Source organism: Nocardiopsis camelliae (assembly GCF_028993595.1).
Classification (GTDB): domain Bacteria; phylum Actinomycetota; class Actinomycetes; order Streptosporangiales; family Streptosporangiaceae; genus Nocardiopsis; species Nocardiopsis dassonvillei.
In genome coordinates this window covers 6,396,317-6,415,997 of sequence record NZ_CP118614.1, presented here as the reverse complement: position 1 = coordinate 6,415,997, position 19,681 = coordinate 6,396,317, and the positions used below count along the sequence as shown (strand labels likewise).

The following is a 19,681-nucleotide window of genomic DNA, read 5'->3' as shown; positions in this document are numbered from 1 at the left end:
GCGCCGTGACGCGCGGGGCGTCGCGTCCGGTCCGACCGGGAGGATCCGCCGGGGACCTCCTCCGCGGTGATCCTGTACCCGCGGCGTGTCCCGACCGTCGGACCTCTCCGAGGTGCGGGTAGGGGTGCCGCACCGCACCGGCGACTGTTCCGGCCGGTCTCCCCGGGGCGCCGCGCCGGTCCCGGACACCCCCGGACACCCCCGGACCGGAGCCCGCAGAGCACGCCCCGGCTCCGGCGCCGTCAGGACCGGTGCCGCTTGCCCCGCTTCCCGTGCTTCCCTTGCTTCCTTTGCTTCCCGTGACCACCGTGAACCCCGGGGCCGTCGTCGTCCGCGTGGTGCCCGTGGCTGCCGTGGTCGCAGTGGCTTCCGTGTCCCCCGTACTTCCGGCGGCCTCCGCGCCCCCGGTGTCCCCGGCGGCCCCCACGGTCCCCGGCGCTCCCGTGGCCCCCGCAGCAGCACCTCTCCTCCGCGTCGTCCCCGGAATCCCCGGTTCCGGCCACCACGCTCTCGGGCGGCTCCCCGACCATGAGCCCGAAGACCACGTGGTCGACCAGGAACGCCCACCGCTCCCGGGGCCGGTGCCTGCGCGCGTGGGCGAGGCCGAGCGCGGGGGCCACGGCCAGCTCGTACGCGCTCCAGACCGCCACCCCGAAGACCGGCCCGGCCAGCCGCCACCGCCTCACCCGGCGCGGCAGCAGCGCGAAGACGCTGCCCGCAGCCGCCCCGTACCCCCAGTGGGCCAGTTCGATCGCGGCCTTCCTCCGCTCCGGGGGAACGCCCTCCAGCAGGGCGGGCACGCCCTCCGCCAGGACGGCCTCGGGCGGTGTGCGCCGCACGAACCCCGCTCCGACCTCCAACTGCCGCATACCGCTCATGGCCATCGCACCCGCGACACCCCGCACGGCCCCCCGCAACCACGGGTGCTTCGGAGGCGAATCCGACTTCCTGCCCATCTCCCGGCTCCCTTCGCGCGCACACCCTTGCGTGTACCTCCCTGACCGCCCCGCGGCGTCTCCACACGCCTCGGCGGGGAGTGGGTTGAAGGCGGGGGCCCTGGGTAGTTGTGGCGACCACGTGACCGGTGCCGAGGAGGCCGTTCGGGGGTAGGCATGGAGGCCCGCAGGGGCACGGACGTGGTCGGAAGGGCGTCGATGGCCTGGTGGCACGTGCCCGGACAGGGGCCGCCGGTAGTCTGCGTGCACGGCGCGGGGATCTCCTCCCGCCAGACGCTGCCCGTGGTCAGGGCCCTGGAGGGGAGGACACCCGCCTGGGCCGTCGACCTGCCGGGGTTCGGCGCGAGCACCTCACCCGACCACGCGCCCACGGTCACCGGACTCGCGGACTCCCTCCTGGCGTGGCTCCGCGTCCGCGGGATCGAGCGGCCCTGCCTGCTCGGGCTCTCCCTCGGAACGCAGGTGGTCGCAGAGGCCGCGGTGCGCGCGCCCGACGAGGTCGGGCCGCTCGTGCTGGCCGGGCCCACGACGGACCCCGGGGCCCGCTCGCTGCCCGAGTTGGCCGCGCGCCTGCTGCGCGACGGCTTGCGCGAGGACCTCTCCGTGATCCGCTCCGTCGTGGCCGACTACTGGGACGCGGGGCCGCGCAGGGACGTCCGCAGTCTCCTGGCCAGCCGCGAGCACCGGATCGAGACTGTCCTGCCGAGGGTGGTGCAGCCGACCCTGGTCCTGCGCGGGGGCGAGGACCCGCTCTGCCCGGGGCCCTGGGCGCGGGAGGCCGCCCGGTTGCTGCCCCGGGGGCGGCTGGTGACCCTGCCGGGACAGCCCCACGCGCTCACCGCCGCCGCCCCCGACCAGGTCGCCGACCTGGTCGGGGAGTTCGCGCGGGAGACGGCGCCGGACCGGAGGGCGGAGGCCGGATGGTCGCCGAACGGCTGAGGAGGACCGCGGCCAACGCCCGCGAGGTGCTGCGCCGGATCGTCGAGCGGCGCGGCTACGAGCGCGAGACCTCGGTCGTCATCGCCAAGTGCGTCATCGCCTCCACCGGAGCCTGGGCCCTGGGCGCGCTCATGGTGGACTCCGCCCAGGTCGGCTTCGCACCCTTCTCCGCCCTCCTGGTGGTGCGCCCCAGCGTGTACGGGTCGGTGCTCCAGTCCCTGCGCTACGTCCCCGCGGTCTTCCTGGGTGCGCTGATCGCGGGCCTGACCGGACTCACCGTGGGGCTCAACGTGTGGTTCTTCGCCCTGGCCGTGCTCCTCGCGGTGACGGTGGGGCAGTTCACGGTCTTCGGTGACCAGGGCAAGCAGATACCCGTGGTGGCGTCGTTCGCGCTCGCGGGAGGTACTGCGGGCAGCCCCGTGGACCTCGGAACGCTGCTGCTTATGGTGCTGGTGGGGGCCGGGACCGCCGTTGTGACGAACACGGTCTTCGCGCCCGCCATCCGCTTCCGCGACGCCGAGAGCGCCGTGCTCGACTTCGCCGACGGCCTGCGCGACCTCACCCGTGAGATGGCCGAGGCGCTCCGCGAGGGCGGAGAGGGGCTCACGGACGCCGACTACTGGGCCCGTGTCGCGCAGGGGTTCGACAACACCGAGCGCAACGCCCGGGAATCGGTCTCCCAGCAGGAGTACCGGGCGCGCCTGAACCCGCGTCGGCTCCTGTCCGGTCCCTCACGGAAGAGGGCGCCGAAGGCCTACTACGGCTGGATCCTCGCCCTGGGCAGGTCCGGGCGCCACATCCAGTCCCTCGTCCGCACCCTCCGCTCCGCCAGCGGAGGCCGGTCGCGCTTCCCCGAGCCGAGCGACGCCTTCCTCCGCGAACTCTCCCCCCTCCTGGACGCGGCGGCGGACGCCCTCGACGCCGTCCACCAGGCCGGGGAACCCGAGCGCGACACCGTCTCCGCCGACCTGGACTCCTGTCTGGAGGGGGGACTCCGGCGCATCGACCGGGCACGGGAGCGCATGAGCGAGGACTGGGACTCCGAACGCTGGCCCGTGCACAGCGCGCTCCTCACCGACCTGGAGCGCCTGTTCGAGGAGTTGCGGGAGGGACACGAGAACAGCGAGGAGTGGACGTCCAGCGGTGCGGCGGGGTAACGGTCCCGACAGGGGGAAGGGAAACGGCATGGAACCTTCAGCGCGCCCGAGCGCCGTGCTCCGCGCCGCCGCCGTCCTGGGCGCCCTCGTCCTCCTCGCCGGGTGCGGTGCGCAGGGGGACGGGGCGGGCGGAACGGACGGCCGACCGGAGCCGGGCGGACAGGACGGCTCCGCCGGTGCCGACCCGGGCCGACCGGAGGAGGTCACCGCGGGCCTGGAGGTGCCGTGGGGGCTGGCCTTCCTCCCCGACGGCTCCGCCCTGGTCGCCCAGCGCGACTCGGCGGAGGTCGTCCGCGTGTCCCCCGACGGCTCGGTCGCCGGCGTCGGCGCCGTCGAGGGGGCCGCGCCGAACGGCGAGGGCGGTCTGCTGGGGCTGGCCGTGCACCCGGACTTCCCCGGGGAACCGTACGTGTACGCCTACCACACCGCGGCCTCCGACAACCGGATCACCCGACTGGAGTACGACCCCGGGAACGGCGACGGGGGCTTCGGGGACGCCGAGGTCGTCCTCGACGGCATCCCCTCCGCCTCGTACCACAACGGCGGCCGGATCGGGTTCGGACCCGACGGCCTGCTGTACGTCGGCACCGGGGACGCGGGCAGGGAGGGCCTGTCCCAGGACACCGGTTCGCTGGGCGGCAAGATCCTGCGGATCACCGCCGACGGGGACCCGGCCCCGGACAACCCCTTCGGCAACCCGGTCTACAGCTACGGCCACCGCAACGTCCAGGGCCTGGCGTGGGACGACGAGGGCAACCTGTACGCCACCGAGTTCGGGCAGAACGAGTTCGACGAGGTCAACCTGATCGAACCGGGCGGCAACTACGGCTGGCCCGAGGTGGAGGGCGCCGGGGGAGGCGGCGAGTACGTCGCCCCCCTGCTGACGTGGAGACCCGCGGAGGCCTCGCCCAGCGGCGCGGCGGTCGCGGGCGGCTCCCTGTGGGTCGCGGCGCTGCGCGGCGAACGCCTGTGGGAGGTGCCGCTCAGCGGTGACGGCGGCGTGGGAGAGCCGGTGGAGCACCACCAGGGGGAGTACGGCCGCCTGCGCACGGTGGTGACCGCCCCCGGCGGCGACGCGCTGTGGCTGGCCACCAGCAACCTCGACGGGGTCGGGGAGCCGGTCGAGGGGGGCGACAGGATCCTGCGGGTGCCGCTGGAGTAGGCGCCCCGGCCGCCCCGCCCTGCGCCCCCGCGCACCCGGGCGGGGTCCGGCGTTCCACACACACCCGGGCGGGGTCCGGCGTTCCGCGCGGGGCCGGGCGTCCCGTGCCGTCCCCGGGCGCCCCGCGCTCCCGTCGGCCCACCCGACCCGCCGCGGGTCAACCCGTCGTCCCGCACGGGCGCCCCGGAGGGATTCCACGTCACTGAACAGCACAAAAGGGAGTAGTAACGGTAAACATCCGTTTTCTTGCCCTCCTCGCGGGCACGGGCCGGACATGTCCTCCTCAGACTTACCAGGTAAGGCGCGGCGCTCCGCCAAGGACGCCCGGGCGGCGGGGCGGCGCGCGGGACGCCAGGCGGCCCACAGCACCTGGCTGCGCAGGCTCGCGGGCGTGGGCTTCGCCGCCACGGGCCTCCTCTACCTCATCATCGGCTACCTCGCCCTGCGCATCGCCTTCGGCGACAGCGGCGGCCAGGAGGCGGACAACAGCGGCGCCCTCCAACTGATCGCCCAGAACACCGGCGGCATGCTGCTGCTCTGGGTCGCGGCGGCGGGACTGGTGGGACTCACCGTGTGGCAGGCGGTCTACGCCGTCGTGGGCCTGGAGAGGGCCACCAGGCGCATCGCCTCCGGCGCCCGCGCGGTGGTCTACGCCGTGCTGGCCTCCAGCATCGCGGGCTTCCTGCTGGGGCAGGGGTCGCCCCAATCCCAGGACAGCCGGTCGGAGGCGCTGACGGCCCAGATCATGGCGCTGCCCTTCGGCCGGTTCGCCGTCGGCGCGGTGGGCTGCGGCGTGATCGCCGTGGGCCTGTACCAGATCTGGAAGGCGGTGACCCGCCGCTTCACGCAGGAGTTGGCGCTCGGCGCGCTCACACCGCGGCGGCGCAGGGCCGTCGTCAGCATCGGCGTGCTCGGCATCGGCACCCAGGGCCTGGTCCTGGCCGCCGTCGGCGTCTTCTTCGTCCAGGCCGCGATCGCCTTCGACAAGGACCAGGCGGTCGGGCTGGACGGCGCGCTGCGGGCCTTCTCCCAGACCCCGGCCGGGCCCTGGGCGCTGGTGGCCGTCGCCCTGGGCGTCGCCCTCTACGGCGCCTACTGCTTCTGCCAGGCGCGCTGGCAGCGCTGAACCCCCGGACATACGGACGGGGCCCCACGCTCTCCTGAGGGGCCCCGTCCTCCAAGGGGGTCTTACGGCGTGGGCGGGCGCGCCGTCGTCGCCCCGCCCACGGGTCAGCTGCAGACCGAGCCGTTGAGGGCGAACCTCGCGGGCACGGCGTTCGCCCCGGACGTCAGGGTGCCGATGAAGCCGAACGTCACCTCGTCGCCGGGCCCGATGGTCCCGTTCCAGTCCGCGTTCACGGCGGTCACCGCGTGCCCGGACTGCTCCAGCGCGCTGCTCCAGTGGCGTTCCACGGTCTGGCCGCCGGGGAAGGACCACACCAGCTCCCAGCCGGTCACGGGCTCCCCACCCGTGTTGCGGACGGTCACCTGGGTGTTGAAGCGGTCGTGCCACTCGCCGTGGACCACGTAGTCCACCTCGCAGGAGGACCCGGCGGGCAGGGAGGCGTCGCCCTGGTCGGCGACGAACCCGGACACCCAGGCCAGTGTGGAGTTCCAGTTGACGGTCAGCTCGTTGGTCGCCCACGAGTCGATGTGGTCGATGTAGCAGAACTGGGGGGCGCACCCGTCCAGGTTGGACTGGGCCACCGGGTCCCAGGTCCCGCTGTCGGAGTTGGGCCCGCCGGACAGGGTGCCCTCGGGCGGGTTGGGCAGGCGCGGGTCGAGCTGGTGGGCGTACCAGCGGCTGTGCTGGTTGACCGCGTCGTTCTCGCCGTACCCGGTCACGTACGACTGGTTGAGGGCGTTGCGTCCCAGGATGTAGTCCATGCCCTCCAGGACCGCGTCGCGGAAGCGCGTGTCACCGCCGACGTCGTAGGCGGTGGCCATCACCACCATGTTGTTGAGCACGAGGTTGTTGGAGCCCCAGGCGAAGACCCCGCCCTCGGGGTCGTAGGCCAGCCCGTAGGGGTGCTCCGAGACGTCGGCCAGGTACTGCTCGGCCCCCTCCACGACGGAGGCGCGGACCTCGTCGCGCCCGTCGAGCCCACTCGGCACGGTGGCGAGCTGGAGGCGGCCCAGCGGGGCGGTCCAGCGCCAGTCGAACCCGGCGGAGGTGAACACGTCGGCGGTGTGCAGCTCCGACGAGACCACCGCCTCCTCGTAGTCGCCGTGCCCGGTGGCCAGGTAGAGCTCCGCGGCGGCCCAGTAGAACTCGTCGGCCACGTTGTCGTCGTCGTAGGCGCCGCCGCCCTCGCCGCCGACGGTCGCGTAGCGCTCGGGCTCGGCCACCGCGGCGTCCCAGGCGGTCTCGGCCGCCTCCAGGCAGGTCGCGGCGAAGTCGGCGTCGTGGGGGGCGAACACGCGGGAGCACTGGGCGGCGGTCGCGGCCAGGTTCAGCGTGGCCGCCGTCGACGGAGGGTGCAGGTAGCGGGGCTGGGGGTCCTCGGAGGGCAGCAGGGGCAGGCCGGTCCAGCGCTCGTCGTGGACCTTGTGATGGGCCATCCCCGCGAGCTCCTCGCCCTCGGGGACCTGCATGGACAGCAGGAACTCCATCTCCCAGCGGGCCTCGTCCAGGACGTCGGGCACGCCGTTGTCCCGCTCGGGGACGGACAGGGTGGAGTCGGCGACCCTGGCGGGGTCGCCGGTGGGCGCGGTGTGCGCGCGCTCGTAGACGCTCATCAGCTGGTGGACGGAGATGCCGCCGTTCACCACGTACTTGCCGTGGTCGCCCGCGTCGTACCAGCCGCCGGACACGTCGAGCGAGTAGTCGCACGGGGCGGAGGGGTGGCAGGTGACGTCGGTGTCGCCCCGGTTGGGCTCCACGCCCGCGTGCCCGGCCTCGCGCCCGTACCCGGGGGCGAGTTCGTCGAGGATCTCGATGCCGCTGCGCTGGGTGTAGTAGAAGTCCAGGGCGTCCGTGGCCAGGGCGGCGTAGGGGTCGGCGGTGATGCCGAAGGGGTGGCTGGTCTCGCCGTCGGCGGTCAGGGTGTAGCCCTCGCCCGTCCCGGTGAAGCCGCTGAAGTCGACGGTGTGCACGTTCTGCCCGGAGGACTCGTCCAGGCCGCGGGGCACGGTGTCGCCCTCGGCCACGACCGCGCCCCCGGCGTCGGCCAGCCGCCAGGGCAGGGCCTCCTCGGCGTCGGTGACCACGGTGGCGTTCTTGGGGCCCTGCGGGAGGTAGCCGACCTGGTTCACGCGCACGCGCGGGCCGGTGTCGGGTTCGTACACCGGGGGCTCGGCGCCGCCGAGCAGCGACACGTCGTCCAGGCAGAAGGTCCAGTCCTCCTCGGCCCCGCCGATCTGGAAGGCGACCTGGGCGTCGGCCATCTCGGCCGACGCGGTGAAGACGTACTCGTAGCCGGTCGCCGTCGCGGTGAGCACGGGGCGCTCGTCCAGTTCGGTGCGCCAGGGGTCGACGGGCTCCTGGATCAGCGCGCGGACGGGCAGGCCGTCGGCGCCGGAGGCGGTGAACGTGAGGGAGTAGGACTCCCCCGCCACGAGGGGGATGTCGTTCTGGCCGACGATCTGGTCCCACGGGTCGCTGGTGCCGCCGGGGACCGCGACGCACAGGGCTCCGTCCTCGCTGACGGCGAGGTCGATCCCCTCGGTCGCCCACCAGCCGGTGGTGCCGTCGGCGAAGTCGCCGTTGGTGATCTGCTCGACCGGTTCGTCGTCGGCCTGGGCGGGGGAGGCGACGAGCAGGCTCGTGCCCAGTGCGGCTGCGGCTCCGAGCGCCGCCGCGCGGTTTCTTCGTGCCGGACTCAACGGGGGTCCTTCCGCTGGGGGGTAAGCGGCCGGAAGCACTGGGAGCGCTCCCAATAGTATGACCATTGTTGTGTCGTGTATCACAGCTGTCAATGGGGGCAAACGCACGAACCAGCGGGCGGCGGAGGAGGCGGGAGGCACCCGGAGCGGAGCCGGTGACCAGCGGGACCGGGCGGACGCGGGCGGGCCCTGCCCCGGGGAGCCGGGCCCGCCACCGGCGTCAGTCCTTGAGCAGCCCCGGAGCGATGACCTCTCCGACCAGGGCGCGGCGCACCTCGTCGGCGTCGCCCGTGTGCCCCAGGTGGCCCGTGGCGGCGCGCAGCTGCGCGCGGACCGCCTCCACCACGGCGTCGCTGCGCAGCACATCGGCTACGGGGGCCGCCTCGACGGCCTCGTTCCACTTGCGCAGGGTGTTCAGCCGTCCGCGGTCGACGGCCTCGCGGGTGATGTGGAACAGGGCGTCGATGTTGTGCTGGTAGGCGTCGGCGTCGGTCAGGTCGACGTGGATGACCTCCACCGGCCGGTTGCCGCCGTCGCCGTCGGGGCGCAGGTGGTAGACCTTCCAGAGGCGGCCGTTGGTGAGGATCACCCACTCGGCGCCCTCCTCGACGGCCAGGCGCCGGGACACCTGGATGTTGCGCTGGTCGAGCTCCTGGCCGACCCGGCGCACCTCCACCGGCGCGAACAGCTTGCCGTCCAGCACGATCGCGTAGTCGATCGAGTCCCCGCTGGTCCGGTACTCGGTGGTCATGTCCTGGTACTTGCTGAAGTTCAGGCCGACGCTGAAGAAGTCGGCGACGAGCAAGCGGGTGTCGCCGTCGTTGGCGTCGCGCTCCAGCAGGTCGGACAGCGGCCCGGAGAGGCGGTCGACCGCCGCCGCGACCCGGCCCCGGACCGAGGTCTCCCAGCTCAGGGTGGTGCTGGTGAACTCACCCGTCCTGGTCATGACCTGGGTGTCTTCAGCGTCCATGAACGTCCGTTCCCGTGTGTGTCGAGGAGCCCCGCCGTACGGCCTTCGCCGGGACCGGAGGAGCGGGTTGCAGGGGGGAGGAATCCGGCCACGATGCTACAACTCACGCCGCTGACCGGGCACCTCAGGGACTCCGGAGGAGGACGGCCGCCCCTCTGTTCGGTGAAGGGCGGAACAGATGGGACGGAAGGAACAACGGACATGTTGCGGTACTAGACTGGCGCGGCTCTCGAACCCCCCTGTAGAACAGGAAAACGTTGGCTTCCCGCTGCCCCTACGCCGAACTCCACGCCCCCGAGTTCCACGCCGACCCGCACGACGTCTACGCGCGGATGGCCAAGGAACACGGCTCCGTCTTCCCCGCCGAGATCTCCCCCGGGATCAGCGCCTGGGTGGTCGCCGACTACGCGCTCATCACGGCCTGGTGCAGGGACACCCGCACCTTCCGGCGCGACTCCCGGCTCTGGCGCGACTGGTCCGAGGGGCGCGTCCCCGACGACGCCCCCGTGGCCGCGATGATGGCCTACCGCCCCAACCTGCTCTTCGCTGACGACGACGCCCACGCCCGCCTCAAGCGGTCGGTGGTCGACTCCCTGGGCCGGGTGCCGGAGAGCCGCGTCGGCGAGAGCACCCGCCGCCACGCCGACAGCCTCATCGACGCCTTCGTCGAACGCGGCAGCGCGGACCTGGTGCCGGAGTACGCCCGCCTGCTGCCCCTGCTGGTCATCTGCGACCTGTTCGGCTTCTCGCGCGAGGTCGGCGAGCGCGTCCTGACCTCGCTCGCGGACCTGTGGGACGGCAACGACGTCGTGCGCGCCAACGCCGAGTACGAGCGCGCCCTGTCCGACGCCATCTCGCACAAGCACGCGTCGCCGGGGGAGGACGTCACCACCTGGCTGCTCCAGCACCGGGCGGGGCTCACCGACGAGGAGATGCTGCACCAGCTCGTGGTGACCATCGGCGCCGGCGCCGAGCCGACCGCCAACCTCATCACGTCCGCCACGCACACGATCCTCACCGACCCCGAGGTGAGCCGGGCCCTCAACGGCGCCCTCGTCGGGATCGACGAGGTGGTCGAGCAGGTCCTGTGGCGCGAGCCGCCCATCACCAACTACCCGGTCCTCTACCCGGTGCGCGACGTCGAGATCAGCGGCGGACGGGTCATCCGCAAGGGGGAGCCCATCCTCCTCGGCTACGCCGCGGCCCACACCGCGATGGCCGAGAACGGCCCCGACATCGAGCACGTCACCCGCGCCCACCTGGCCTTCGGGGTCGGCCCGCACCGCTGCCCGGCCCACGGGTTCGCCCAGGCCATGGCCCAGGTCGGCGTCGAGGTCCTCACCAAGCGCCTGCGCGGCCTGCGCGTGGCCGACCCGGCCCCGCACTGGCGGATCTCCCCGTTCGCGCGGGCCCTGGCCGAACTCCCCGTGGAATTTCCGCCCGACTCCCCGAAGGGAACACCGCCATGGCAGCAGACATCCCCGTCCTCCACCCCTACGACCTCCACCGACAGACAGCCGGACTCCGAGACCGCGGCCCCGTCGTCGAGGTTGAGATCACTGGTGGCGTGGTTGTTCGGGCGCTGACCGGACACGACGTCGTCATGGAGGCCCTCGCCCACCCCGGCGTGCGCAAGGAGGCGCGGCACTGGCGGGCGTGGGCGCAGGGCGAGATCCCCATGGACTGGCCGCTGATCTCCTGGGTGGCCCCGGACAACATGCTCACCGCGGACGGCGACCGCCACCGGCGCCTGCGGACCCTGGTCTCGCAGGCGTTCACCCCGCGCCGGGTGGAGGAGCTGCGCCCGAGGATCACCGAGATCACCGCCGAACTGCTCGACGGCCTCGCCGCCGCAGGACCGGGGCCGGTGGACCTCAAGGCGGCGCTGTCGCTGCCGCTGCCCATGACGGTCATCTCCGAGCTCTTCGGTGTCGGGGCGGAGCACCGCGGCACCCTGCACACCCTGATGCACCGGGTCTTCGACGCGACCACCACCCCGGAGGTGGCGGCACAGACCAACGCCGACATGCAGTCCTTCCTGGCGGAGCTGGCCGAGCGCAAGTCCCGCGAGCCGGGCGACGACCTCACCAGCGCGCTGCTCCAGGCGCGGGCTGAGGGCGACGAGCGGCTCTCCCACACCGAACTGGTGTGGACGCTGATCCTGATGATCGGCGCGGGCTACGAGACCACGATGAACCTCATCACCAACACCGTGCACGCGCTGCTCACCCACCGGGACCAGCTGGAGCTGGTTCGGTCCGGCGGCGCCTCCTGGGCCGACGCGGTCGAGGAGACCCTGCGCTGGGACGCCAGCATCCAGTACCTGCCGCTGCGCTACACGGCCGAGGACGTCACCCTGGCGGGTACGCGCGTGCCCGCGGGGGAGGCGCTGCTCATGGGCTTCGGCGCGGCGGGGCGCGACCCCGGGCGCCACGGCGACGACGCGCACGCCTTCGACCTGCGGAGGGAGCAGCGGGGGCACCTGGCCTTCTCGCACGGTCCGCACTTCTGCCTGGGCGCGGGGCTGGCCCGGCTGGAGGGCGTGACCGCGCTGGAGGCGCTCTTCACGCGCTTCCCCGACCTGCGCCTGGCCGAGGGGGCGCGGGTGGAGCAGGCCCCGTCCATCGTGGCGAGCGGTCGGGCCGCGCTCCCCGTCGTCTGGGGCTGAGGCCGTCCGGCCCGGGGACCGTTCGCGGCCCCGGGCCGGTTCCGGTCCCCGGGCGGACCGGGACGGGCCCCGGCCCGGACCCGACCCGGATCAGGAACCCGCTCCGGCGCCGGGGGCGGGGGCGGCGCCGGTCCCGGACGACAGGTTCCGCAGACGGAACTCCCGCGGGCTCAGCCCCCGCAGCCGCTTGAAGGCCGTGCTGAACGAGGAGGGGTCGGCGTAGCCCACGGCCCCGGCCACCTTCGCCACGCTCAGTTCGGGGTCCGCCAGCAGCTCCTCGGCGGTGTACATCCGCCACTCCGTCAGGTATCCCAGGGGCGACTGGCCCACGACCTCGGTGAAGCGCTTGGCGAAGAGCGCGCGCGACACCCCCGCCCGGGCGGCCAGGGCGCCCACCGTCCAGGCCTCGTGCGGACGCCGGTGGACGGCCTCCAGCGCGGGTCCGGTCACCGGGTCGACGGCCCCCCGGTACCAGGCGGGGGCGTCGGCGCCCTCCTGCTCGAACCAGCAGGCCAGGCTGCACACCAGCCCCATGTCCACGACGCGGTCCACCAGGGCCTGGCCGCCCGGGAGGTGCCGCCGGGACAGGGCGTCCCTCGCCGCGTCGAGCCAGAAGACGTCCTCGGTCTCCTCGTTGAGGACCAGCGTGGGCGGCAGGGTGCGCAGCAGCCGCTCGTGGCGGCTCCGGGTGGCCCGGTAGGCGGTGACGATGAGGGTGGTGGCGCCGGCGGAGGCCTCGTCGCTGAGTCTGCCGTTCGCGACACTGCCGTTCGCGACACTGCCGTTCGGGGGCGCGTCGGGGGGTCCGCTGCCGAGGCCGCCGTCCCGGAGGCCGTCGCGCGGGGGGAGCCCGTCCGGGGGAGCGCTGACCGGCCCGCCCCCGGGCACCGGGTCGAGGCAGTCGATCTCGTGGTCCCGGTGGGGTCGGCGGAGCGAGGCGGGGCTGTCCGCGAGGCGGAAGGGGTCGGGGCCGCGCACGAGCACGGTGTCGCCCGCGCCGAGCGTGAGGGCGCTCCCGTCGGGCATGGCCACCGACCCGCCGCCGCTGATCACCGTCAGCATGGTCAGCGGCGCGCCGCCGGTGAAGCGGATCGTCCACGGCGGGTCCAGCGAGGCCTGGCTCACGGAGGCTCCGGCGGAGCGGATGCCGCTGAGCATGTCGCTCAAAGGGTCCATGGGAGCGAGTGTAGACGCACGCCAAAGAAACAGAGCTTTTCGGCTATGGAACGTCCACGTCCGCTGGTCTGTACTGGGTTCATGAACCAAGAGCCCTTCACAGCCTCCGACTCCTTCGAGCCCTCCGGGCCCGTCACACCGACCGGACGCACCGCCCTGGTCGTGTTCGCCCACCACCGCCCGGACTCCCTGACCGCCGCCGTGGCCGCACGGGCCGCTGCGCGCCTGGAGGAGGCCGGGTACCGCGTCGACCTGCTCGACCTGCACGCCGAGGGGTTCGACCCCCGCAACAGCGAGGCCGACGAACCCGACTACGGCAACCGGGACAAGGTCTACTCCGACGAGGTGCACGCACACATCCGCCGCGTCCACGCCGCCGAACTCATCGTCCCCGTCTTCCCCGTGTGGTGGTACGGGCTGCCGGCCCTGCTCAAGGGCTGGATCGACCGCGTGTGGAACTACGGCCTCGCGTACGGCCGCAGCAAGTCCCCCATGGCGGGCAAGCGGATGCTGTGGCTGGCCCTGGCCGGGCTCACCGATGGGGAACAGAACGCGGACCTGGTGTTCGGCCTGCTCGACGGACCCCTGCGCCGGGGGATCTCGGAGTACTGCGGGATCTTCGACGTCCACACGGCCGCGCTGTTCGACAGCGAGGCCCAGGACCTGTCAGGTGCGGCCCGGGAACGCCACTACCGGGAGCTGTTCGCCGAGGCCGACGCGGTGGTCGACAAGCTCCTCGCCGGATGAGCCGACCGGTGGGGCCGACCGCTTCCCATGGGGCCGCCCGGGCCCCGTCCGGGGGACGCGGACCCGCCCACGGGTCCCCGCCGAGGGGGCGGCCCGCGGCCGCGCACCGGGAGGGGCCGCCCCCGCGCTCGGCGGTGGGCGGCCCCTCCCGGACCGGAACGGCTCACGGCGGCCGCGCGCCGTCAGGTGTTGGTGTTGACCAGGTGCTCCACGAAGGAGCGGTAGTCGCGCAGGGCCACCCGGAGCGACTCGGTGTCCGTGCCCTCTCCCTCGTTCCACGCGGAGCGCAGCGCGGAGCGGCGCTCCTCGATCTCCGCGACCACGGCGTCGGCGACCTCCGCCGCCAGCGCGTCGGCCTCGCGCACGGCACCGTGGGGGTCGTCGACGAACTTGCCCTGCGTCGCGTTCCAGCGCTCCCGGACGCGTTCGAGCTTCGCGCCCCGCGACCGGGGCCCGTCCGCCGCGTCGGGGCGGTCCGCTCCGGTGCCCGGCTGCTCCGGCACCCTGCCCGGCGCGGTTCCGCGTCCACCCGGCCTGGCGTGTCCGGAGGGCCCGGGGCCGGTCTGGTCACCGCCGACGGAACCCGTGCGGTCGGGACCGGGAGCGCCGACGGGCCCGGGGCCGGTCCCGCGTCCGGGGTCGTTCACCTCGGCGTCGACGGTCACCGGCTCCGCGGTACGGGGGCCGGTCGCGGTTCCGGGCGTCCGCGCCCGGTACTGGTCCGATTCGGTCTCCCGGTTCGTGCCGGGACCGGGTACGCGTTCCACCATGTCCGCCTCCTCGTGTCGTCGGTTCCTGGGAGAGAAGCTGCCGGGGCCGGTCACAGACCCGCCTCCGGTCCCCTCTCCCGGTGCGGCCGCTCCACGGCGGCGCGCTCCGTGCCCGCGGCCGGAGCGGTGTGGTCGACAGCGGTCCGCCCCGCGCCGGGGTTCCGGTCCGTCGTGCCGTCGGCCGTCGGCAGGCCGCCCAGCAGGGACTCCACCAGGCCGCGGTAGGACACCAGCTCCTCGCGCAGGTGCTCGGTGCCGCTCTGGCCCGCCTCCGCGGAGCGCCCGGTGGCGTGCGCGCGGCGGAACCCGGTGACCGCGGCGGAGTGGTCCACCGACAGGTCGTCGAGGCGCTGGTCGAAGGCGGACTCACCGTCGGCCGCGGACGCGGGGCCGGGGTAGCCGCGGTCGGCCATGATCGCCTCCACCAGTCCGCGGGCGTCGCGGACGGCGCGGACGGGATCGTCGACGAACTCCTGCTGCACCGCGGCCCACGTCTGGGTGTGCGCCGCGCGCTGCTGGTCGCTCAGCTCGCGGAGCGTCATGTTGTCGCGGCGGCGGAGCCTCTCGGACAGGTCGTTCTCGGCGGCCGCCCTGTTGCCGTGGACCTCCACGGCTCGGTCGTACTCGGCGCCGAAGCGCTTCTTCAGCCGGGCGGTGCGCCGGGCCGGAAGGATCGAGGACCGCGCGGCGATCGCGATTCCTCCGGCGATGACGACCACCACTACTAAGGCGATGATGACAATTATTCCGGTCTCCATCGGAGCACCTCCTGCCATATCGCACTGCCCCCCAAGGCCCGCCCAAAACTCGGTCACGGTTCGGTCAGACGACCGTGGGGGGCGTACGCGCAGGTGAGGGAGGTTGCGGCGATATCACGGGACTGTCACGGAGGGTGGGGATTGCGGCCTCCCCGCGTAGTGTGCACCGGCGTGCGCCACTCACCGGACCGGACGTGCGCACACGCCGGAACGCGCTCTCCCTTTCCGGTGGAATTCCCGTTCCCGCCCTTCGCGGCGAAGGGTTCCCGGTGAAGGGGAATTCCACCGGGGGAGGCCCGTGTGGACGGTGAACACGCCCCGAGCCGCCGCGCACGCGGCCCCGGCCCCGCGCGGAGCCGGTCAGGGCGTAGGGCGCGGGAGGGTGATCGTGACGACGGTGCCGGAGGGGCCGCTGTCGATGCCCACCTCACCACCCTGGGCCTCGACCAGGGAACGCACGACCGACAGGCCGAGCCCCGAGGTGCGTCCCGATCCGGTGGTGCGCGTGGTGACGAACGGTTCGAACACGTGGGGGAGCACCTCGGCGCTGATCCCCGGACCGTCGTCGGCCACGGTGAGGGAGATCGTGTCCCCGCCGCCGCGTGCGGTCACGGTGGCCCGGGTGCCGGGCGGGTTGTGGTCGACGGCGTTGGCGGTGAGGTTGGCCAGGCACTGCTCCAGGCGCGACTGGTCGCCGAGCAGGACGTCCGGCGGCGGCTCCTCCAGGGTGACGGCGTCGGCGTGCGGCAGGGCGTCGAGCCGGGCCCGCACGTCGTGGAACAGGTCGGGCAGGAACACGGCATCGACGCGGACGTCGATCTCGTCGCCGCCGCGGGCCACCGCCATGAGGTCCTCCAGCACGCGGCGCAGGCGGTCGAGTTCGGCGCGCACGACCGCCGCCTCCGCGGTGCCCAGCAGCTCCAGGTGCCCCTCGGCGACCGAGAGGGGGGTGCGCACCTCGTGGGAGATCGCGGCCAGGTACCGGCGCCGGTTGCTGTCGGCCTGCTCGATGCGGGTCAGCATCTGGTTGATCTCGGTGGCCAGTTCGGCGATCTCGTCGCGGGTGGCGGGCACCGGGACGCGGGTGGCCAGGTCGGCCGGCGAGATGGCCTTGGCCGCGTCGGAGACCTCCCGCACGGGGCCCAGGGTGCGCCGCACGACCAGCCACAGCACGACCCCTCCGCCGACCACGCCGATCGCCCCGGCGAGCCCGGCCCACAGCAGGACGGTGGCCGCCGTGTCGCGGGTGGAGTCGAGCGGGGCGGCGACGGTGACGACGGCCAGGGTGTCACCGGCGTCGTCCACCACCCGGGTGTCGAGCACCCGGAGCGGCCCCGCGTCGGTGTCGAGCGTGCGGAGGGTCCCGGGTTCGGCCTCGGGGGCGTCGCCGCCGCGCATGAGGCCCGCGACGCGCGAGGGGCCCCCGGTGCTCTGCAGCCGCACGTCGTTGACGGTCACCAGCGTCACGTGGCGGGCTCCGCTGGGGCGTACGGCGAGCGCCTGGCGGGCGGCGCGCTCGGCCTCCGGGCCCGAGACCACGCCGTCGAGCCCGGCGGCGGCGGGCAGCCGCCCGTCGAGGGCGTCGCCGACCAGCGCCGACTCCTCGCGCAGCAGGCTGTCAATGTCGGCCAGGCCCGACACGCGCACCAGTTCGTAGGTGAGCAGGGCGACGCCGCCGATGACCAGGGCCATGACCAGCAGCGACCGCAGGACCACCCGGCCGGTGAGGCTCACCGCGCGCCGTCCCCGAGCCGGTACCCGGCGCCGCGGACCGTCTGGATGCGCTCGCTGCCGAGCTTGCGGCGCAGCTGGCTGACGTAGACCTCCACCACGTTGGAGGCGCCTTCGAAGTCGTAGCCCCAGACCCGGTCCAGCAGCTGGGGCCTGGAGAAGACCTGCGTCGGGTGGCGGATGAGCACCTCCAGCAGCGCGAACTCACGCGCCGAGAGGTTGACGGTGCGCCCCTCCACCGAGGCGGTGCGCGCCCCGAGGTCGAGCACCACACCGCCCGCGGCCAGCACGTCGCCGCGTTCCTGGCCGCCGCCGCGCAGCCGGGCCCGCACGCGGGCCAGCAGCTCGCTCACGCTGAACGGCTTGACCATGTAGTCGTCGGCCCCGGCGTCGAGGTTGGCGACCCGGTCGCTCACGGCGTCCTTGGCGGTGAGCACGATCACCGGCACCGAGGGTCGGCGCGCGCGCAGCCGCCGCAACACCTCCTCACCCGGGATCCCCGGCAGCCCCAGGTCCAGCACGACGAGGTCGACGTCCGACGACAGCGCCATCGTCAACCCGTCGATCCCGTCGGCGGCGGTGAGCACCTGGTAACCGGCCGTCTCCAGCCCGCGCCGCACGAAGGAGACGATCCCCTCCTCGTCCTCCACCACCAGAATCGCCAAGGCCGTGCCCCTCCCCGTTTCCCCGTGTCGCCTCCCACCGTGGCGGAGGCCGCTGAACCGTTCCTGAGCGCAACATGAAGAAGGCCCTCATGTCGACCTCATGCCGCCATCATCGCGCCGCCGCATGCTGGGTGGTACACAGACCTTCGAGCACGTGAGCAAGGGATCCGCGATGCAGACCAAGACCATCATCATCCTCTCCTCCGCTGCCGCCGCCGGACTGCTGACCGTGGGCACGGTCGGCTACCTGGTCGCCGGCGACCCCGAGCAGGAGGTGGCCCCGATCGCGCTCACCGGCGTCACCGCCGGGACCGACTCCGAGACGGGCGGGAACGGGCAGTCGCAGCAGAGCGAGCCCTCGACCCGGACGGTCGACGGGCTGGAGCAGCTCGTGGGCGAGCTGCGCGCCGGGGACGACACCGACGACTGGTACGTGTCCGGGGTGGAGGTCGACTTCGGTCCGGAGGAGTGGCTGCTGACCAACCCCGAGCTGGAGGACTTCGACGGCAACGGCACCGTCGAGCCGCTCCTGGACGAGCTGCGCGGCCTGGAGGGCACCGAGGTCACCCTGGGCGTGCGCTACGAGGACGACGATGACGACGACGAGGGCGAGGACCGCGACGACGCCGACGTGTTCACCGTCAACGGCACGGCCTTCCGCGACACCGACGGGGGACCCGCCCCCTGGCAGAACACCGGTGAGCAGGCCGCGGCCGACCGCGAGACGGTCTCCGCCAACGCCGCCGCCGCGGTCGGCGAGGGCGCGACCACCGAGGACGTCGAGCGCCAGGACGAGGACGGCTGGGACGGCTGGGACGCCGAGGTGCGCGGCGCCGACGGCCAGGAGTACGAGGTCATCCTCGACGCCGCGGGCGAGGTCGTGGACGTGCGCGCCGAGGACTGACGGCCGCGGGACGCGTTCCCCGCGGAGACCGTCGGGGGTCGGCGCCTCGGGCGCGGTCGGGGCAGGCCGCGCCGGGGCGCCGACCCGTTCGCGCTCCCGGGGTGCCGCGCGGTGGTGACCGGGAACGGGACGGGGACGGGGGACGGCCCCGTGGTGCGCGGCGTCGCGCTGTCGGGACGTCGCCCCGCGGGGGACGGGGACAGCCCCGCGTTCCGCCGCGGACCCGCCCTAGGATCGGACCCGTGACCGCTCCTAGCCGATGGGAAACCGGCCTGCCCGCCCTCGTGCTGGCCGCCGCCGCCCTGCTCGGCGGCGCGGCGGGCCTGCTGATCGCGCCCCACGCCGCCGCCGTCGTCCTGGCCTCGACCCTCGTGCAACTGGGCGCCACCGCGCTGGGCTGGCGGCTCGGCGGCCGTTTCGCGGTGATGCCCGGCGTGGTCGCGGTCGTGACCCTGGGCATCGCCCTCGAACCCACCCTGCGCGAGCTGCTGCGGCTGGGCGCGGTCCCCTGGGCCGTCCTGGCGCTCGCCTTCGGCACCCTCAACCTGGTGCGGCGGGCCCGGAGCATGGCCGAGCTGGCCACCGGTGTGGTGCTGTTGTCAGCGGCCGCGGCCGTGTCGGCGTTCGTCACCGCGCGTGGCGGAGCCCCCCTGGTGCCGAGCCTGCTCGCCTCGTCTGTCCCGGTCCTGGGCGGCGCCCTGGTGGCCACCGTCCAGCGGCTCGACGAGGCACGCCGGGACAGGCTGTCGCGCCCCGCCGTCCCGCCGGTCCCCACCGGGGGCGACGCGGGGGACGCACGGCAGGCGCTCCTCTTGGTGGCGCTGCGGGCGGAGGGCATGTTGACGGCCGCGCGCGACGAGACCGCCGCGGCCCAGGCACGCGACCTGCGCACGGTCGCGCTACAGGGACTCAACGCGCCAGACGCCGCCTCCGGACCCCGGCTGACCGTGCGCATCGACGTGGCGCCCGCCGGAGCGGAGAAGGAGCAGCGGGCACCCGAACCCGACAGGCCCGAGACGCCGACCCTGTCGGAGCGCGAGGGCGAGATCGCGCGCCTGCTGACCACGGGCGCCTCCAACGCGCAGATCGCCCGCGAGCTCTACCTGAGCGAGGCCACCATCAAGGGGCACGTGTCCCGGATGATGCGCCGCTTCGACTGCGGCAACCGCACCCAGCTCGCCCTGATGGCCGCCCGGTGGTTCGGCTGAGGCGTCGGGCCCGGTGCGACTTTCGTCGTGACACGGCCCCACCGG

General features: G+C 74.0%; 17 protein-coding genes. 9 read left to right on the top strand and 8 right to left on the bottom strand.

Translation table 11 applies throughout. The annotated features are described in order from the left end of the window. Positions 1-242: 242 nt before the first annotated feature. Positions 243-878: a hypothetical protein gene (locus PV789_RS29860; protein ID WP_368045807.1), complete on the bottom strand. Its 636-nt coding sequence runs from the start codon at positions 876-878 to the stop codon at positions 243-245. Positions 879-1,112: 234 nt separating this feature from the next. Between PV789_RS29860 and PV789_RS28045 the strand changes: the two genes are divergently transcribed. The 4 genes from PV789_RS28045 to PV789_RS28030 all read left to right on the top strand — a co-directional run bounded on the left by PV789_RS28045 (position 1,113) and on the right by PV789_RS28030 (position 5,340). Next, a complete protein-coding gene (locus PV789_RS28045) occupies positions 1,113-1,895 on the top strand; it encodes an alpha/beta fold hydrolase (protein WP_274975306.1) in 783 nt (260 codons plus the stop codon). Beyond that, the gene (locus tag PV789_RS28040) at positions 1,877-3,052 is read left to right on the top strand and encodes an FUSC family protein (RefSeq protein WP_274975305.1); all 1,176 of its coding nucleotides are present in this window, start codon (positions 1,877-1,879) and stop codon (positions 3,050-3,052) included. The genes PV789_RS28045 and PV789_RS28040 overlap by 19 nt, the downstream gene beginning before the upstream one ends. 28 nt (positions 3,053-3,080) lie before the next feature. Further along, positions 3,081-4,214, top strand: coding sequence for a PQQ-dependent sugar dehydrogenase (locus PV789_RS28035; protein WP_274975304.1), 1,134 nt, complete (start codon positions 3,081-3,083; stop codon positions 4,212-4,214). Positions 4,215-4,488: 274 nt separating this feature from the next. After that, on the top strand, positions 4,489-5,340 hold the full coding sequence (locus PV789_RS28030) for a DUF1206 domain-containing protein (RefSeq protein ID WP_274975303.1): 852 nt from the start codon (positions 4,489-4,491) through the stop codon (positions 5,338-5,340). Positions 5,341-5,444: 104 nt separating this feature from the next. Here PV789_RS28030 and PV789_RS28025 read toward each other — a convergent pair whose 3' ends face one another. Together PV789_RS28025 and PV789_RS28020 are read right to left on the bottom strand one after the other, a co-directional pair. Next, complete coding sequence (locus PV789_RS28025; protein ID WP_274975302.1) at positions 5,445-8,039, bottom strand: glycoside hydrolase family 9 protein; 2,595 nt, start codon at positions 8,037-8,039, stop codon at positions 5,445-5,447. Positions 8,040-8,259: 220 nt separating this feature from the next. After that, complete coding sequence (locus tag PV789_RS28020) at positions 8,260-9,009, bottom strand: hypothetical protein (protein ID WP_212642313.1); 750 nt, start codon at positions 9,007-9,009, stop codon at positions 8,260-8,262. Between the two features lie 257 nt (positions 9,010-9,266). On the opposite strand from PV789_RS28020, the gene PV789_RS28015 reads away from it, so the two are divergent. After that, entirely contained in the window at positions 9,267-10,595 is a 1,329-nt protein-coding gene (locus PV789_RS28015) for a cytochrome P450 family protein (protein ID WP_212642314.1), read from the top strand. Further along, the gene (locus PV789_RS28010; protein WP_212642315.1) at positions 10,577-11,677 is read left to right on the top strand and encodes a cytochrome P450 family protein; all 1,101 of its coding nucleotides are present in this window, start codon (positions 10,577-10,579) and stop codon (positions 11,675-11,677) included. Before PV789_RS28015 ends, PV789_RS28010 begins: the two co-directional genes overlap by 19 nt. Before the next feature lie 90 nt (positions 11,678-11,767). Here PV789_RS28010 and PV789_RS28005 read toward each other — a convergent pair whose 3' ends face one another. Beyond that, positions 11,768-12,853, bottom strand: a complete 1,086-nt coding sequence (locus PV789_RS28005; protein ID WP_274975301.1) for an AraC family transcriptional regulator — start codon at positions 12,851-12,853, stop codon at positions 11,768-11,770. An 81-nt stretch (positions 12,854-12,934) separates the two neighbouring features. Here PV789_RS28005 and PV789_RS28000 point away from each other — a divergent pair, with 81 nt between their 5' ends. After that, positions 12,935-13,600 (top strand): NAD(P)H oxidoreductase, encoded by a 666-nt coding sequence (locus PV789_RS28000; protein ID WP_274975300.1) that lies wholly within the window; start codon positions 12,935-12,937, stop codon positions 13,598-13,600. 182 nt (positions 13,601-13,782) lie between these two features. On the opposite strand, the gene PV789_RS27995 is transcribed toward PV789_RS28000, so the two are convergent. The 4 genes from PV789_RS27995 to PV789_RS27980 form a co-directional block, all read right to left on the bottom strand. Then, entirely contained in the window at positions 13,783-14,370 is a 588-nt protein-coding gene (locus PV789_RS27995) for a hypothetical protein (protein WP_212642317.1), read from the bottom strand. A gap of 50 nt (positions 14,371-14,420) precedes the next feature. Then, positions 14,421-15,128, bottom strand: coding sequence for a hypothetical protein (locus PV789_RS27990; protein ID WP_212642318.1), 708 nt, complete (start codon positions 15,126-15,128; stop codon positions 14,421-14,423). A gap of 360 nt (positions 15,129-15,488) precedes the next feature. After that, positions 15,489-16,862 (bottom strand): sensor histidine kinase, encoded by a 1,374-nt coding sequence (locus tag PV789_RS27985; RefSeq protein ID WP_274975299.1) that lies wholly within the window; start codon positions 16,860-16,862, stop codon positions 15,489-15,491. Next, entirely contained in the window at positions 16,859-17,524 is a 666-nt protein-coding gene (locus PV789_RS27980; RefSeq protein WP_212642320.1) for a response regulator transcription factor, read from the bottom strand. The genes PV789_RS27985 and PV789_RS27980 overlap by 4 nt, the downstream gene beginning before the upstream one ends. A 172-nt stretch (positions 17,525-17,696) precedes the next feature. On the opposite strand from PV789_RS27980, the gene PV789_RS27975 reads away from it, so the two are divergent. Together PV789_RS27975 and PV789_RS27970 are read left to right on the top strand one after the other, a co-directional pair. Next, complete coding sequence (locus PV789_RS27975) at positions 17,697-18,428, top strand: PepSY domain-containing protein (RefSeq protein WP_274978272.1); 732 nt, start codon at positions 17,697-17,699, stop codon at positions 18,426-18,428. Between the two features lie 242 nt (positions 18,429-18,670). Further along, positions 18,671-19,636 carry a helix-turn-helix transcriptional regulator gene (locus tag PV789_RS27970; RefSeq protein ID WP_274975298.1) on the top strand — a complete coding sequence of 322 codons (966 nt, stop codon included), beginning with the start codon at positions 18,671-18,673 and terminating at the stop codon, positions 19,634-19,636. Positions 19,637-19,681 lie beyond the last annotated feature (45 nt).